Source organism: Microcoleus sp. AT8-B5, assembly GCF_036705565.1.
Classification (GTDB): Bacteria; Cyanobacteriota; Cyanobacteriia; order Cyanobacteriales; family Microcoleaceae; genus Microcoleus.
Genome location: NZ_JAUBUY010000029.1, coordinates 66,203 through 80,993, shown reverse-complemented (window position 1 = coordinate 80,993; position 14,791 = coordinate 66,203). Strand labels below are relative to the sequence as shown.

Annotated in this window: 13 protein-coding genes; 10 read left to right on the top strand and 3 right to left on the bottom strand. The window is 44.2% G+C overall.

Annotated elements, in window-relative coordinates:
- The first annotated feature begins 334 nt into the window (after positions 1 to 334).
- Positions 335 to 940 carry a DUF1517 domain-containing protein gene (locus QUB39_RS19600; protein ID WP_333058150.1) on the top strand — a complete coding sequence of 202 codons (606 nt, stop codon included), beginning with the start codon at positions 335 to 337 and terminating at the stop codon, positions 938 to 940.
- Positions 941 to 1,066: 126 nt separating this feature from the next.
- Complete coding sequence (locus tag QUB39_RS19595; protein WP_333207799.1) at positions 1,067 to 1,948, top strand: hypothetical protein; 882 nt, start codon at positions 1,067 to 1,069, stop codon at positions 1,946 to 1,948.
- A gap of 196 nt (positions 1,949 to 2,144) precedes the next feature.
- Here the strand turns inward: QUB39_RS19595 and QUB39_RS19590 are convergent, their stop codons facing one another.
- Positions 2,145 to 2,846 carry a hypothetical protein gene (locus tag QUB39_RS19590; RefSeq protein WP_333058151.1) on the bottom strand — a complete coding sequence of 234 codons (702 nt, stop codon included), beginning with the start codon at positions 2,844 to 2,846 and terminating at the stop codon, positions 2,145 to 2,147.
- Entirely contained in the window at positions 2,821 to 3,408 is a 588-nt protein-coding gene (locus QUB39_RS19585) for a competence protein CoiA family protein (RefSeq protein ID WP_333058152.1), read from the bottom strand. Before QUB39_RS19585 ends, QUB39_RS19590 begins: the two co-directional genes overlap by 26 nt.
- A 116-nt stretch (positions 3,409 to 3,524) precedes the next feature.
- On the opposite strand from QUB39_RS19585, the gene QUB39_RS19580 reads away from it, so the two are divergent.
- From QUB39_RS19580 to QUB39_RS19560, 5 genes are all read left to right on the top strand, one after another.
- A complete protein-coding gene (locus QUB39_RS19580) occupies positions 3,525 to 4,367 on the top strand; it encodes a Uma2 family endonuclease (protein WP_333058153.1) in 843 nt (280 codons plus the stop codon).
- A gap of 12 nt (positions 4,368 to 4,379) precedes the next feature.
- On the top strand, positions 4,380 to 5,792 hold the full coding sequence (locus QUB39_RS19575) for a DUF3370 domain-containing protein (protein WP_333058154.1): 1,413 nt from the start codon (positions 4,380 to 4,382) through the stop codon (positions 5,790 to 5,792).
- 77 nt (positions 5,793 to 5,869) lie between these two features.
- Positions 5,870 to 6,904 carry an S-layer homology domain-containing protein gene (locus QUB39_RS19570; RefSeq protein WP_333058155.1) on the top strand — a complete coding sequence of 345 codons (1,035 nt, stop codon included), beginning with the start codon at positions 5,870 to 5,872 and terminating at the stop codon, positions 6,902 to 6,904.
- A 230-nt stretch (positions 6,905 to 7,134) separates the two neighbouring features.
- Positions 7,135 to 7,842 carry an alpha-ketoglutarate-dependent dioxygenase AlkB gene (locus tag QUB39_RS19565; RefSeq protein WP_333233773.1) on the top strand — a complete coding sequence of 236 codons (708 nt, stop codon included), beginning with the start codon at positions 7,135 to 7,137 and terminating at the stop codon, positions 7,840 to 7,842.
- Positions 7,843 to 7,894: 52 nt separating this feature from the next.
- A complete protein-coding gene (locus tag QUB39_RS19560; protein ID WP_333207801.1) occupies positions 7,895 to 9,268 on the top strand; it encodes a hypothetical protein in 1,374 nt (457 codons plus the stop codon).
- A gap of 149 nt (positions 9,269 to 9,417) precedes the next feature.
- Here QUB39_RS19560 and QUB39_RS19555 read toward each other — a convergent pair whose 3' ends face one another.
- The gene (locus QUB39_RS19555; RefSeq protein WP_333207802.1) at positions 9,418 to 10,983 is read right to left on the bottom strand and encodes a peptidoglycan-binding protein; all 1,566 of its coding nucleotides are present in this window, start codon (positions 10,981 to 10,983) and stop codon (positions 9,418 to 9,420) included.
- 253 nt (positions 10,984 to 11,236) lie between these two features.
- Between QUB39_RS19555 and alr the strand changes: the two genes are divergently transcribed.
- The 3 genes from alr (at position 11,237) to QUB39_RS19540 (ending at position 14,769) form a co-directional block, all read left to right on the top strand.
- Positions 11,237 to 12,439, top strand: coding sequence for an alanine racemase (gene alr, locus QUB39_RS19550; RefSeq protein ID WP_333058159.1), 1,203 nt, complete (start codon positions 11,237 to 11,239; stop codon positions 12,437 to 12,439).
- Positions 12,440 to 12,733: 294 nt separating this feature from the next.
- Positions 12,734 to 13,582, top strand: a complete 849-nt coding sequence (locus tag QUB39_RS19545) for a mechanosensitive ion channel family protein (protein WP_333058160.1) — start codon at positions 12,734 to 12,736, stop codon at positions 13,580 to 13,582.
- Positions 13,583 to 13,629: 47 nt separating this feature from the next.
- Positions 13,630 to 14,769 (top strand): patatin-like phospholipase family protein, encoded by a 1,140-nt coding sequence (locus tag QUB39_RS19540; protein WP_333056420.1) that lies wholly within the window; start codon positions 13,630 to 13,632, stop codon positions 14,767 to 14,769.
- Positions 14,770 to 14,791: the final 22 nt, after the last annotated feature.

Below are 14,791 nucleotides of genomic sequence, written 5' to 3'. Positions count from 1 at the left end.
TGGTGGCTGCGGGCTTTTTCATTCGTTTATTTTACCAGCTTTTGACACTGAAGTTTTTTTGACCTGAATCCTTACCTACCATCATCAATCTCATAGCAATTATTAAAAGTCGCTGCTCCCGGTCAGGACAAGGCTGTGCGGTTTTCCTACTGTATTTGAACTGTATTTGATCCGATTGAAAACTGCTATAAAATTAGATGAGTCAAAGCGAGACAGTACGCTGCCGAGGCGATCGCTAAAAATACTCTTCAGATCAATCTGAGGGTAGACGGCAAGAGTTCAAATCCCCTGCTATGGTAGGAAATATAGCCCTACAGATTACAACTATTAGGTTATGAATGCTTGGCGCGATCGATTCAATCAATTTACAGGTAAAACTCGATTGGCAGTTTGCCGGGTGTTCGTTCACCTAACAGGCGAAGATGTTGCACCGCTGTTAGGAGTTCTCAACCGCACCGCCAGACAAGCAATTGATGCCGATGGCGACATAGCAGTTTTAGGAGAAGGTCTTGTAGAAATTTGCAATCACCTGTTGCAGTACGACAACTACTGGCAAGCAGCCGCCAATGAAGGCGATGTTTTTTGGAATGAAGGCGAAGCCGGCGATTATGTGGATGAACTTTTCATTGATTCAGCCGATCGCTATCTCAGCGAGCCTCAATACAGTACATCTGTTTACGATAAAAATTCCCCCTTGTCTTTGCCGGTAACTAGAAATGTGGTGGTGATGCTGACAGTTGCCTATGAAGGCGAAGTTCCGGCCCTAGAAACTGACCTTGCGGACATCAGCGCGCTGAAAGTCGGTTTAAAAGCACTGATTAATTTACATTACCAAGAAAGGCTCCGAGCTGTGCAAGTTCACTTTTCTCCCGCACAGTTGGGAGACGAACTTACCAACGACCAAGTGTTGGTCAATTTCCCCGAACTTATTCCCATTTAAGGAAGGAGTAATTAGTTATTAGTTATTAGTTATTAGTTATTTGCGGTGCCCAGAGCGGAGTCGAAGGGTTATTTGCTACCAATGCGCGATGCCCGATGCCCAATGCCCAATTCCCAATTACTATTTATGATGCTGCGAAAACTGACAATTTATTTAATGGCTTTAACTTTCTTGTGGACGGCAACCGGCTGCGGTTCTCCGCGCACACAAACTTATCCAAATCCTGCGGGAAATCCGAATATTAACACTGTGCGCCCTGCACCAAACAATAACTTGGCTCAAGGCCAATATCCCGTACAGCAAGTTACCTACAACGATGCTGATGGCGAATACAGTTTGATGTTGCTGAATACTCCCCCCGGCAGTCCCCCAGTTTACCGCACTAGGGATTTGCAAATGGCTCGCTTAACAAATGAAGAAATATCGGCAGGCAAGAAAAGTTATCTAAATGTGGAGAACAATCAAGCGGTTTTGCATTTGACAGAAGATTTTAAAATTGAGTACGTTCACAACGTTACCCAAACTGTTCCTAATCCTCAAACAGGTCAGCCACAAACCGTAGTAGTGCGGCAGCAATCTGGCTTCTGGGCACCGTTTGCTGGAGCTGTGGCCGGTCAGGCGATCGGCAGTTTGTTATTTAGACCGCGATATTATATGCCGCCAGTCTATCAGCCGGGGATTATGACAGGATATGGCGGGTATGGTAATACTTACAACCAAGCTGTTCAGCAATATCAAACTCGGTATCGAACTCCGCCTCCGGCTGTGAGAAACCGTCAAGTTTTAAGGACGACCGGCCGCTTGCGATCGCCCACCTACAACCAGCCAGTAAGACCCTCAGTACGTCCAAATGGCAATCGATCGACCGGTTCGGGCTACGGTGGCAGCACTTTGAGGCGATCGCCCAACTCAAATTCCCCCCAGCAAAGGCGGAGTCCGAGTTTTGGTAGTGGCAGGAATTCTCGTCAACCGAGTCGCAGTCGTTCTTTTGGCGGCAGAAGGCGTTAAGAATATCATGTTTCAAACTCAGGCCAAATGTATCCTGGCCTTCGATCATTGCTAATTCGAGGATTCCACTCTGGATTTATCGTCAGCAATTTAGGCCAGGGCTGTAAATCATTTGCCCTCAATTCCTGATGATAAAATCGGACGATCTCTTTGAAAAATTTCAACCGCAAAGGATGCAAAGTAAGAGATATCGCTATTATTTATGAGATGTGCCTGTACGTTTCAACTGCCACTCATGCGCCCTTCTTTTTGCAGCCTCGATACCACTTTTAGGTAGAAGTTCACCACGCCAGGGTTTCAGTGCTTCTGGATTTTCCACCACCCAATATTCATCAGCCCCATACCCCTCTTTTTTTTCTTCTTTTTCTTTTTTTATAGCTTTCTTCGCATTGAGCGATCCAATATGACCATTTACGGACGGTTCACCGCGCTTTTGCAGCGCTAACCCTCGCTTAATTTGATCGGGTTTAATTTTTGGCCAAATCTCTAAACATCGCTTAAGCATCAAATCCGTAGTGTAGTGCAGCCAAGGAGATTTACCAGAAGCCAAACCACAATCAAATTCATAATAATATTGAATACCCAGTTCAAACTTCTTGACAGAGCTTCCAAAACGATCGAAACAAGAGTTGATAATCTTATCTAAAATCGCCAGTCCAGACTGCTCAATAGTTAGGTCAAATCTCTGCCATTCATTATTTTGAATGTAAAGGCAGCGAAAAATATATAGCGTCTCAATAACTTTTGCAGTAGGTTTTCTTTCATTTAGCCGTTTTTCTAATTCTAAGTTAGTCATAAAGAGATCGAAGAGATCAAGCATTTTGCCAGAGCGTTCATTTTTTTGATTGTCATACCAATAACCTTCACTTAACCTAGAGTAAACCCACTTTAACTCCATCTTGACTTCCTTGAGCGTGGGCGGACAATTGGTCGTAATTGAGTACGAGGGCAAATCCAAACTTTGAGTGAGACCAATCGAGATTGGATTTGGTATTTGCAGCTTTGCCAAGCCACCAAATAACGTCAACTCCTGCATATAAGTAATCCTCTGTTCGTTTTTCAAGTTCTTCAACTGTTATTGAAGCTAGTTGGCACTCGTGAGCGACTATCCACCCGTTAGGAAACTTTGCTACAACATCAGCAATCCGCCTTACTTCAGGAATAGGAAACTCATATTCTATTTCGGCAAGGCTGTACTCTGGCAGTTCTGTCTTGAGAGTTTTTGCTATCAACTCTTTCCCTGCAAGATGTTCAGGACTTTCTGGATGGCTTTGGTAATCGCTTGTGCATTCTGCTTTGTGGGCAAAATGAGGTTTTTTGATCATCCCTTGCTTAATAATCATCGGACTACCACAAAGCTGACATACTAAGTCACCTGCTTGCAGTTCAGCACGAGGATTTTTCAATTTTGTAATGTCTACTCGTTCGTTAGTGCTTGCGATTTTGGCAATTAACGGCATGGTCACACCTCTAGTTAAACGATAGACAGAGAGCGTATTAAACAGTTTAAAGCCTTTCCATATAAAATGGCTATACTTAAATAAAGCATCTGTCCTTTCACGATCGGATAGCTGACATGACCCAAAGCCTCAACCCCACAACCTTACCTCCCGCCTTTCCCGATCACACCCAACTACCTGACTCCGACGGCACGTTTGTGAAAAACTTCCAAGAACATCCCCAGAGTATTCTACTCACCGACTCCCTGGAAACTACACTGCAAACCCTTCACCCCGACGGACAATATGCGATCGGGCAAGATAGCGGCATTTACTGGCGCGAAACCGATCCTCCAGAAAAGGGAGCCGAAGCGCCTGACTGGTTCTACGTTCCCAACGTCCCGCCCCTAATAGATGGGGAAATTCGCCGCTCTTACGTGATTTGGCGCGAGTATATTGTGCCATTAATTGCGATCGAATTTGCTAGTGGTAATGGCTGTGAAGAACGAAACAATACTCCCTTATCTCGCTTACCAGAAGGTGTCAACCAGAAACCCGGAAAGTTTTGGGTATACGAGCAGATTATTCACATTCCTTACTATGCGATATACATCATTAAAACGAGCGAATTGGAAGTCTATAACTGGGTGAATACTCGTTATCGCCGTTTGCAACCGAACGATCGCGGGCATTATCCGATCGACATGATGGGAGTAGAGTTAGGTGTGTGGGAAGGTAGCTATCAAAATCAGCATCAGCGATGGTTGCGTTGGTGGGATAATCAGGGGAATTTGTTGTTAACTGGTAGCGAACAAGCTAGACTCGAACGCCTCCATACCGAACAGGAACGCCAAAGGGCCGATCGCGCAGAACAAACCCAACGGGATGCTATTCCCCAACTGTTGGCAATGGGTTTAACTGTAGAGCAAGTGGCTCAGGCGCTGTCGCTGTCGGTGGAAGATGTACAGAGATTGGGCTGACAGTTAACTTTCATGATTCAGAAGCCAAATCTCTTTTCTCGAATTGCTGGCATTTCTACGATCGTCCTTTGTGCAGTCGGCGGATTGTTGTACGTCAAAAAACCCGTACAATCTATTCCCGCAAAACCAGCACCAGAGGAAATTGTACTAGATGCCGAAGTGCGATCGCTCCCCGGAAAACTCGACAGCATCCCCCTCTTCAACAGCAACAGTCCCGAATGGGTCAAAAAAGAAGGCATTTTGCTCTCCACGTTTCCCCCAGACGGCAAAAAAGTCCCCGCGGCTCACCTTAACTTCGCCTTTCAAGGGCAATTCAACCTGTTTGCTCACCACTTTTCTCACACTCCGCTGAATTTGAGAACTTTGTATATCGGCGCTTTGCTCTACAATCCCAGCTCCGAACCCGTGACGGTGGAAGTGTTACAGGCAGCCAGTTACCTGATGGAACCAGACGCACCGTTCAAACAAAAACCAGCACTAAGTGAGACTCCCAACGGCGAAGTATATTCCGGCCCTGGGATTCGCGCTGTCGATAACGTTTTGCGGGGAATGCGGCAGCCGGATTTTCCCGAAAAACTGCTGATTGCACCGGGAGAAACCGCATTGTTGATGAATCGCCCTATTCCCGTGCGGGGTCTGGAAAAGCCGATAAATGGTCGTTCTACCTTTGTGCAGCTCAAAAGTAGCGGCAAGGTTTATGCCGCTACTTTGGCAATGTATGCACCTCAAAATGCTGATGGGGGCGAGCGCGCGCCAACTCTGGAAGAATGGCAGCAATTGCTGAATAATGGCGGTTTGGCAGGCCCCCGCGACAAAACCCCGACTCCCCCCGACGCGACTTCGGGAAGCCTGATTTACGGCCGCGTAGCAGGGGTGCAGCAAGGTTCGGGATGGGAAGCGGAATTAGTCGATCGCGATGCTAAAAATCTGGCAATTCCCCAGACTGGAAAAGCGATATCCTATGGGATCTCTACCTTGCGCGGGGGCACTTTGGGAACCCAACAAGTGCAAGCCGGAAAAATGCTGGCGCGCTATCCCGACACCGCTTACGAAGCCCACGGCAATTACGGCGTACACTACAATCTGATTGTGCCGCTGCATAACACTGCCCAAAAACCGCAAACGGTAGCGGTGAGTTTGGAAACGCCTTTAAAAGAAGATCGACTCTCAAAAAATGGATTGCGATTTCGCCAACCTCCCCTAGATTTTCCCTATTTTCGAGGTACTGTGCGGCTGCGCTACCGAGATGATGGAGGTTACGATGTAACTCGCTACGTGCATTTGTGGCACCGTTTCGGTCAAGTTGTGGAACCGATGGTAAAGTTGAGGTTAGCTGCGACAGAAACGCGATCAGTAAAAGTTGATTTTATTTATCCTCCCGATTCCACGCCGCCGCAAGTATTGACAGTGAGAACTTTGGAATAGTTGATTTAGCCTTCTCTGTTTCCCCCAGACCCAAAAAATATGTGATTTAATTTCTACATTAGTATGTAGGTGACAATATGTCTTCTTCACAACCCCCGTCAGGGGAAAGAAATCCTCTAGGATTGGATGAATTGATTGCTATCTTGGTTGCCTTCGGCACAATGGGAGCAATTTTATTTTGGGTAACAGGTAAAAATCCCGATCGATTGAATGCCAGAAATTGGCAATTTCCAGCCGTTTTCTCTCAGCCTGCTGTTACTCCCGCGACTCCGGGAATATTAACGCCAGAATCGCCAAGTTCGGATTTGCGATCGCCCGCGACAACCCCCCTTCCGTCAAAACCAGATGTCGCACCTGTGGCACCTTTAGGGCCGATTTTACCGGCAACTCCTCCGGTGGGTGTAATCGTTGTTCCTCCGAAGCCAATTGCGCGATCGACTCCCGATCCAGCAATTACCAAACCGAAAGCCGATAAACCCAAAGCCGATAAACCCAAAGCCGATAAACCCAAAGTTGGGCCTGTTATATTATCCGATGTTCCCGACAAATATTGGGCGCGTCCGTTCATTGTCGCTTTAGTCGATCGCAAAATCTTTACTGATTTCACCGACAGCAAATTTCGTCCCGACGAACCGATGACGCGAGCCGAACTAGCGCGCTTAATTCAGCGAATGTCCGACGACAAAAAGCCGATCCGAAAACCGATTGATTTTAAAGACGTAAAAGACAAAAGTCCTGTAGCTCCGGCGATCGACCACACCGTCACAACTGGATATCTTAAAGGATACCCAAACAATGAGTTCCGTCCCGACAAAAATATTCCCCGTGTCGAAGTCATCGCAGCTTTAGCCAGCGGTTTGAGCCTGAAACCATCAACAAAAACAACCAAAACTTTACAAGTTTATACAGACAGGAAAAAAGTGCCGAAATGGGCAGTTAACAAAGTAGCATCAGCCACAGAAGCTGGCATTGTTGTCAACCACCCGAAGCGCGCACTTTTGCAGCCTAATAGAACAGCAACTCGCGCTGAAGTAGCAGCCATGATTTACCAAGCTATGGCAAAAAAAGGCCAAGTACCTGCAAAGGCTTCTGAGTATGTTGTGCGGCTTTAATTAGAGGAATGAAGCCCTTCTTTTTTCTATGAGTCTGACTTGGGCTTGCGGGTAGTCAGAAACCGGGTTTTTTGCGACAATACTTCCTCATAGCTGACAGAATCAGCCAAAAACCCGGTTTCTTGGGCTTGCGAGCCGTCAGAAACCGGGTTTTTTGCGACAATACTTCCTCATAGCTGACAGAATCAGCCAAAAACCCGGTTTCTTGGGTTTGCGGGCAGTTGAGATCGATGTTAAAATCACAGGAATCATGTCAAATCATCATTCCACACTCATTGATTCGATTTGAGGCAATTATTATGTATCATCAGATAAGACTTGGGGATAATCAGCTCGATAGCAGCGATATTCAAGAAACAGTAGTTATTGATACTGATGGAGAAGTGCTCTTCTATCCCAATTTTTTTAGCATCGAAGAAAGCGATCGTCTTTTTTCAGATTTATATTCTAGTATTAACTGGAAACAGGATATTATTCATTTTTATGGAAAAAAGATACCTTTACCCAGACTTACAGGTTGGTATGGAGATGAAGGCAAATCATATACATATTCCGGCATCGAACAGCATCCCGATCCTTGGACTCCCACACTCAAATTAATTAAATCAAAAGCTGAAGAGATATCAAAAGTTACTTTTAATAGCGTGCTTCTCAATCTATATCGTGATGGTAAAGATAGCGTTTCCTGGCATAGCGATGACGAGCCAGAATTAGGAAAAAATCCGATTATAGCCTCAATTAGCTTTGGGGCAACTCGCCGATTTTCCTTAAAGCATAAAATTTCAAAAGACTACAAAATTGATATAAATTTGCTCAATGGTAGTTTGCTGTTGATGAAAGGTGAAACCCAGCATTGCTGGCAACATCAAATTCCTAAAACTTCTAAATTTGTGGAACCAAGAATAAATCTAACTTTTAGAATCATCAAACCCGTTTAAAATAAAGAAAATAAAATTTCAGCGCTGCTATCAAATCAGGGTTAATTGAGTTATGAAAAATCTACTTTTATTAGGAACCTTAAGCTTTAGTATTGCTTTTTGTTTGGGTATAGCAGTAGAAAAAAATCTTCATAAAAGTGCTGTCATAGGTGGTATAGCGACAATTAGCACCCTTAGTAGTGCCTTCGTTTTAAGCAAAAAATCTGACCGAGAACTTGAAAATATCCGCAGCCATGCCGAAAATTTAAAAAGCATTGAAAATCAGATTTTAAGCCTGAAAAATAAAAGAATAAAACTTGTACAGGCAATTGATAGCAACACTAAATCAAAAGCCACGATTGAAGCAGAATACAACTCAATTGCGATTGAAGTCGAGCGGCTTAAAGAAGAAGTTAAATCTCTCAATCTACAGCGAAAAAGTCTGCACAATGTAATTGCTAAGCATAAAAATCAAGACATAAAAATTAAACCTAAAATTCCTGTTAAAACTGAAGTAGCAAAACCAATCAAAAAGACAACAAAGACAATATTGTACAATTGCATTTTAGATGGATTAGAAAATTCGACATACTTTTATCACAAAAACCACCAGGGAACCTTTGAAAACTATTTACAATCATTACAAAAACCCGCAGAAGCATTGTGGTATTCTTATAGATCGAATCAGGTTAAAGTAAATTATTCGGAGCCGTCAATTCAAGCAGTTTATTTGATGCGTTATTATCCCCATTATGCGTACATGAATTTTCAAATATTAGAAATGATACACGCTCAAAATTTATTGAAAAATCTAACAAACGAAACGCTAGAAGTATGCTTATTTGGTGCAGGGCCATGTCCAGAAATCGTAGGCTTAAGTAAATACTTATCAGATAAGTATCAAAACATTAAAAGATTAACTGTTAATGTATATGATATTGCTTCTGAGGAATGGACTTTAAGCAGAAATATTACCGAAAAATTTGTGATACCGGAATACTGGTCCGGAGATTTAAAGCTAAATAGTAATTACCTAGATTTATGCGAATCTAATTCTCTTTACTCAATCAAAACAACAATTCAAAAAAGCCAAATGTTCATTTTTCAAAATTGTCTAAATGAAATTTATAATATATCTACAGTTCAAACAAATCTCAATTTTTTGCTTAATGAAATACCTGTAGGTGGTGTAATAATAATTATTGATTTATGTAACTATAACCAAAACACCACCATAATCGATCGATTGAAAGAACAAGTAAGTAATCGAGATGATTTTGAAATTTATTGCCCTGAAGCTAAAGATACTAAAATTAAAGCTTGCTTTCCCATTCCACCACTAATCACACAACATCTCTTAACTGGAAAAGATAAGTTAGTACCTCGTAGTAAAGATATCGATTGTCTTTTTATAAGTTTGCACAAAATTAATCTAAAAGCTTTGTAATTGATATGAAATTCGGTTGCAAAGGCATCATTACGTTTGCTACCGCCTTAATTTTGAGGACTAAAGTTCTCACTCCGAACCAGTTTGTAGTAAGGACTTTAGTCCTTCTTTCTTAGTCCACGCTTGAGTGAACATAGAAACAAGTTAAATTAATCTTGAAACACCATAATACTGCCTGAATAGCAAGCTACCCAAACCTGATTAGTTTCTGGATCGTAGGTAATGCCGATTGGGCTTGAATTAACCTTCACTGTTTGCAGCACTTTCATATCGCTAGTCCTAACTTTGCTAACAGTATTCGAGAAATAGTTCACCACATAAAGCAGTTTTCCCTGATCGGAAATTGTCATGCTGCGAGGTGCTCTTCCTGTCGAAACTTTGTCCACCACTTTACCAGTTTGTAGGTCAATTTTGGCCACATTTCCTTCACCATTTAAAGTGGCATAAAGATACTTTCCGTTGGGATCGATCGTCAAATGACGCGGCGCATTGCCAATATTTATCAGCCATTCTACCGAAAAGTCTATGAGATTGACTTTCGCAATATTGGAAGAACCCATGATGGCAACATAGGCATTTTTTGAGTCGGGAGTAACAACAATACCGCGAGGATAGGCACCCAGTTTTACCCGCTCGATTTCGATGTTTTTATTGATATCAACTATGCTCAAATCCCAACTGCACCAATTGCTAGCGAGGGCGAAGCGATTGTCAGGCGAAACAGCATTGAATTTCGGCACTGCACCTACAGGAATTACCTTTTCTATTTTTAACGTTTTGGTATTGATGCGGTACAGAAAACTTTGGTCGTGTTTTGCGGCTGGAGAGCACCTGTCGGTTCCCGGATTGCTAAACCCCGAACCGTACATTTTGTAGTTGGAGACGTAGGCATATTTGCCATCGGTTGAAAAAGCAGCTTCTACGGGAGAACCTTTATAATTGCCTTTGAATTTAGAAAAGCCGAACTTCGACAAGTCTACGGTATCGGGAATAGTTTTGACTAAATTAAAGTTCCTGTCATAAACTGTGATTGTGTGGCGGTACATCATGTTTTGAGCAAAAAACAAGCCATCTCCCGAATAAACTATTGATTTGGGCGAGATGTTGCCATAAATTGTTTTTTTCAAGGTCATTTTTCCTTGAATGTTGTCGGGAGGATTTACTCGCCTTGTGGGTGGTGATTCACTTTTTATATCTTCGGAAGTTTCTGTTTTAAATGGTGGCAAGGAGGGTTCTTGGGACTGAGTTTTAGTTTGAGTTTCGAGTTCGTTTGTGTTTTCTGTGGCGCTAGGAGATGGCGAAGATTTATCGACATTTGGCGCGATTTTTTCCGCAGCTTCAATACTCCCCTCTTCCGGCTTACCTTTCAGCGCTGACAAGGTTTTAGGGCCGACAATTCCGTCAACTTTCAGGTTGTTCTCTGCTTGAAACTTTTTCACAGCAGCCTGGGTGAGAGCACCGTAAAATCCTGTAGCCTTACCGCGAAAATAGCCTGCGTTTTGTAGAGTTTTCTGAAGTTGGGCTACTTGGGGGCCTGAATCACCTTTTTTGATGGCGAGTGCGGGATTGACTAAATTTAAAATTGTGAGAGCGATCGTAAAGAAAAGTAAAGGAGTAGAGGCTAACTTTAGGTGCATTTTTGAGGTGGTCGATCGAGTTTGACTCGCAGCCGTTTCCCAAGTTTTAGCTAAATGTAGGTAGGCTAGTCCGTCCATAGTTTTTACCGGGTATTTTTGGTGCTATGATACACCAGTTAATACCATTTTAGATTTTAGATTTTAGATTTTAGATTTTAGATGGGGAATGACTTATGGAATATGGGTTTGCAGCTTGCCGACCGTTGCATTCTTTTTTCAAACTTGTATAACATTGATTAAAGGAAAAATCTTATAATCAAACTTAGGGTAAAATATCCTAGCAGTTTTGAGAGCAGTTTTTAATGGTGTAAGCAAGTAGGAGCGATCGACAATGTGGAGTGGGGAACAAACAACCGCAGAATCAACGACAAAAGAATCCCGCCAGACGTTGCTGGGGGACGGTTACGGGGGACTATGCCAGCGGGCTTGGGTAGAAATCGATTTAGCAGCTTTAACTCACAATGTAAAACAGCTTAAAAAGCTCTTATCTCCTCACACACAACTGATGGCAGTTGTGAAAGCGGATGCCTACGGGCATGGTGCTGTTGCAGTCAGTCAAACAGCATTGCAAGCAGGTGCTAGTTGGCTGGGAGTGGCGACAATTCCCGAAGGAATAGAATTGCGAGAAGCTGGGATAGAAGCGCCGATTTTGTTGTTGGGGGCAACCCATACAGCCCCACAGGTAAAGGCGATCGCCCATTGGCACTTGCAGCCCACTATTTGTACTGCCAAACAAGCCTTAATTTTTTCGGAAGTTCTCGCAGGCATTAACCAATCTTTGCCAGTTCACGCTAAGTTAGATACGGGAATGTCTCGCTTGGGTACGTCCTGGCAAGAAGCAACAGAATTTGTGCAATTAGTCAAGCGGTTGCCCAATTTAAAATTAGCCAGTATTTACTCTCACTTGGCGACTGCAGACAGTCCCGACCCCGCAGTTATGATAGAGCAACACCAGCGGTTTCAACAGGCGATCGAGCAAATTAAAATAGCAGGAATTAACCCCCCTCGCCTCCACTTGGCAAACTCTGCTGCCGCCCTCGCTGACCCGGATTTGCACTACGATTTAGTGCGAGTCGGTTTAGCTACCTACGGTCTTTATCCAGCTCCTCACTTGCAGTCGAGATCCAATTTGAAGCCCGCAATGCAGGTAAAAGCTAGAGTAACGCAGGTGAAAACAATTGAAGCAGGAACCGGCGTCAGTTACGGCTATCAATTTATAGCTGAGCGGCAGACACAGATTGCCGTAATTGGTATCGGCTATGCAGATGGTATTCCCCGCAATCTTTCTAATAAAATGCAGGTTTTAGTCAGGGGTCAGTTCGTGCGGCAAGTGGGCGCGGTGACGATGGATCAGTTAATGCTGGATGTAACTGATATTCCCGATTTAGAAGTCGGTGAAGTGGTGACTATTTTGGGCAAAGATGGGGAATATCACATTAGTGCTGACGATTGGGCCGCGACTTTAGGAACTATTTCGTGGGAAATTCTCTGCGGTTTTAAACACCGATTGCCCCGCGTAGCGGTACACTATTAACAATAGTCCGGCAGGGGTTTAAACCCCTGCCTCATAGCAAAAGTCGGTTGAAACCGACTCAAGAGTTTGAAGGATAAAATTATCGACAGTCCGGCAGGGGTTTAAACCCCTGCCTCATAGCAAAAGTCGGTTGAAACCGACTCAAGAGTTTGAAGGATAAAATTATCGACTTTAGTCCTCTTCTAGAGGACTTCCGCTATGAGACAGGGGTTTTCAACCCCTGTCGGACTCTCCGACTTATGCAGAAGACTGAGACTGCAATTCTCAATTTCTAATTCCCAATTCCCAATTAACATGACAGTTATTCAGACGTTTTTACCAATAGCCCAAACCTTCTATTCTCAGCTAAATGCAGAAAGAACACAAGCCTTGGAAGTAGCCCAAGAATTCTCGAAAAGATTCGTGGAATTGGGGTTTAAAATTGTACCTCAACTGCTGTGGGCGATCGGCATTTTGTTAATTACGCGATTTGCTATCAACTTTGCGGGCCGCGTGACTCGCCGAGCACTGAGTCGCACCGAAGCCACGCTGCGGAAATTCTTAGTTCAAGCTGCTGAGATTACGATTTTGGTAGTGGGAGTAGTCGCCGCTTTGAGTCAGTTGGGAATTCAAACTACCAGTGTGGTTGCGGTGGTGGGTGCAGCGGGTTTGGCCATTGGTTTGGCGTGGCAAAATACTCTGTCCCACTTTGCTGCTGGGGTAATGTTGATTAGTTTGCGGCCCTTTGAAGTCGGGGATGGGATTGAAGCTGGGGATGTTAAGGGAGTGGTGGACAGCATCGGGATTTTTTCAACAACGGTGGTGACAGACGATCGCATAAAAATTATTGTCCCGAACAATCAGTTGTTTAACGGTACACTGAAAAATACAACGGCAATGGGAACGAGGCGAGTAGACTTGAAGATTGATATTGGCGATCGGCCAATTCGTCCAACTGTAGCTGAGTTATTAGAAATTGCCCACTCTCACCCGCTGGTGTTGGAGAATCCGCCCCCGACTTGTTTGGTGGTCGAGATTACTCCCGATACAACTATTTTATCTCTCCGACCTTGGTGCGCGTCGGTGGCCTACGAACAAGTGCGATCGCAAGTTCAACAATACGTCAAAGAGGCAATGGATGCCGACAAAAATCAAGAACAATAGATATAAATCTAAAATCTAAAACCCAACATTTATCCGAGGTATTTCCCATGAGCAAGTGGTATCCGCAGCAAATTTTGCAAGAACCCGGTGTCAGAATCACCGCAACCGAAAAACAAACAATTCTTAGCAAATTTCCGCCTCCCGACGACAACGGTCAAATCTATGCCGACGGCGTTTTTGAAGGCGGCGGCGTGCGCGGAGTTGCGTTTTTAGGAGCACTCAGGTGCTGTAGCGATTTGGGCATCCAGTGGCGAAAATTGGCCGGCACTTCGGCAGGTGCAATTACTGCCGCAGTATTGGCAACCGACTTGTCAATAGATGATTTAGAGGAAATTTTAGGACAGCTCGATTACAGCATATTTTTAACTCAAAAAAACAGTCCTCTAATTTTAAACGGCGACCCCGCCGACGACTTGCAATCTCCTGCTTGGACTCTACTTTTCTTAACAGTTAGCCGTCAGATGGGAGAATATTCGGCGCAACCGTTCCGGCAGTGGCTGGAAGCAATGCTCGGTCGAGGTAAATTGCACACTTTTGCCGATGTCAAACAAATCGTAAAAGAGCGGGAATTAAAAGTAGTAGTATCCAACCTCAGTCGCGGTGAAATGTTGGTGCTGCCCGACGACTTACACCGACGCGAATCTACCGATTCCGATCCTTTGTATGAGCAGTTGCGACTCAAAAGGGCTGAAGATTTTAGCGTTGCTGAAGCCGTTCGGTTGTCGATGAGTATTCCGCTATTTTTTGAACCGGGAAAACTCGGCGATGACTTAATTGTAGATGGCGGAATTTTGAGCAATTTCCCCCTGTGGATTTATGACAAACAATCCGTCGGTGCGACTCCTGCTATGCCGCGCTGGTTTACCTTTGGGTTTCGATTAGTCGATACCGGAATTGAGACTAAAGTTAAGATTGATACTCCGCTGTCGATGCTGGCGGCGATGTTCCGAACGATGATGAAAGCAAGAGACCGCTATCACCAGCGAGAAATGGATAAGGGCAGGGTGATTAATATTGATGTGACTGACGCTGGGGTGACGACGACGGACTTTAATCTCGATGGCGATCGCAAGGCTCACCTGTACCGCTTGGGGTATTTGTATACTAAGAGGTTCTTTTTGAGTTCCAATTTTAGTTGGGAAAAACACTTGAAGGCTAGGGGCTTTGGGGAAGAGGCTGGAGGTTGAGGTCGCGAAAAGTATACAGAGT

Bases quoted from the DNA above. Each gene is read 5' to 3' on its own strand.
- QUB39_RS19600 (WP_333058150.1), top strand. From the start codon at position 335: ATGAATGCTTGGCGCGATCGATTCAATCAATTTACAGGTAAAACTCGA.
- QUB39_RS19595 (WP_333207799.1), top strand. From the start codon at position 1,067: ATGATGCTGCGAAAACTGACAATTTATTTAATGGCTTTAACTTTCTTG.
- QUB39_RS19590 (WP_333058151.1), bottom strand. From the start codon at position 2,846: ATGGAGTTAAAGTGGGTTTACTCTAGGTTAAGTGAAGGTTATTGGTAT.
- QUB39_RS19585 (WP_333058152.1), bottom strand. From the start codon at position 3,408: ATGCCGTTAATTGCCAAAATCGCAAGCACTAACGAACGAGTAGACATT.
- QUB39_RS19580 (WP_333058153.1), top strand. From the start codon at position 3,525: ATGACCCAAAGCCTCAACCCCACAACCTTACCTCCCGCCTTTCCCGAT.
- QUB39_RS19575 (WP_333058154.1), top strand. From the start codon at position 4,380: ATGATTCAGAAGCCAAATCTCTTTTCTCGAATTGCTGGCATTTCTACG.
- QUB39_RS19570 (WP_333058155.1), top strand. From the start codon at position 5,870: ATGTCTTCTTCACAACCCCCGTCAGGGGAAAGAAATCCTCTAGGATTG.
- QUB39_RS19565 (WP_333233773.1), top strand. From the start codon at position 7,135: ATGTTAAAATCACAGGAATCATGTCAAATCATCATTCCACACTCATTG.
- QUB39_RS19560 (WP_333207801.1), top strand. From the start codon at position 7,895: ATGAAAAATCTACTTTTATTAGGAACCTTAAGCTTTAGTATTGCTTTT.
- QUB39_RS19555 (WP_333207802.1), bottom strand. From the start codon at position 10,983: ATGGACGGACTAGCCTACCTACATTTAGCTAAAACTTGGGAAACGGCT.
- alr (WP_333058159.1), top strand. From the start codon at position 11,237: ATGTGGAGTGGGGAACAAACAACCGCAGAATCAACGACAAAAGAATCC.
- QUB39_RS19545 (WP_333058160.1), top strand. From the start codon at position 12,734: ATGACAGTTATTCAGACGTTTTTACCAATAGCCCAAACCTTCTATTCT.
- QUB39_RS19540 (WP_333056420.1), top strand. From the start codon at position 13,630: ATGAGCAAGTGGTATCCGCAGCAAATTTTGCAAGAACCCGGTGTCAGA.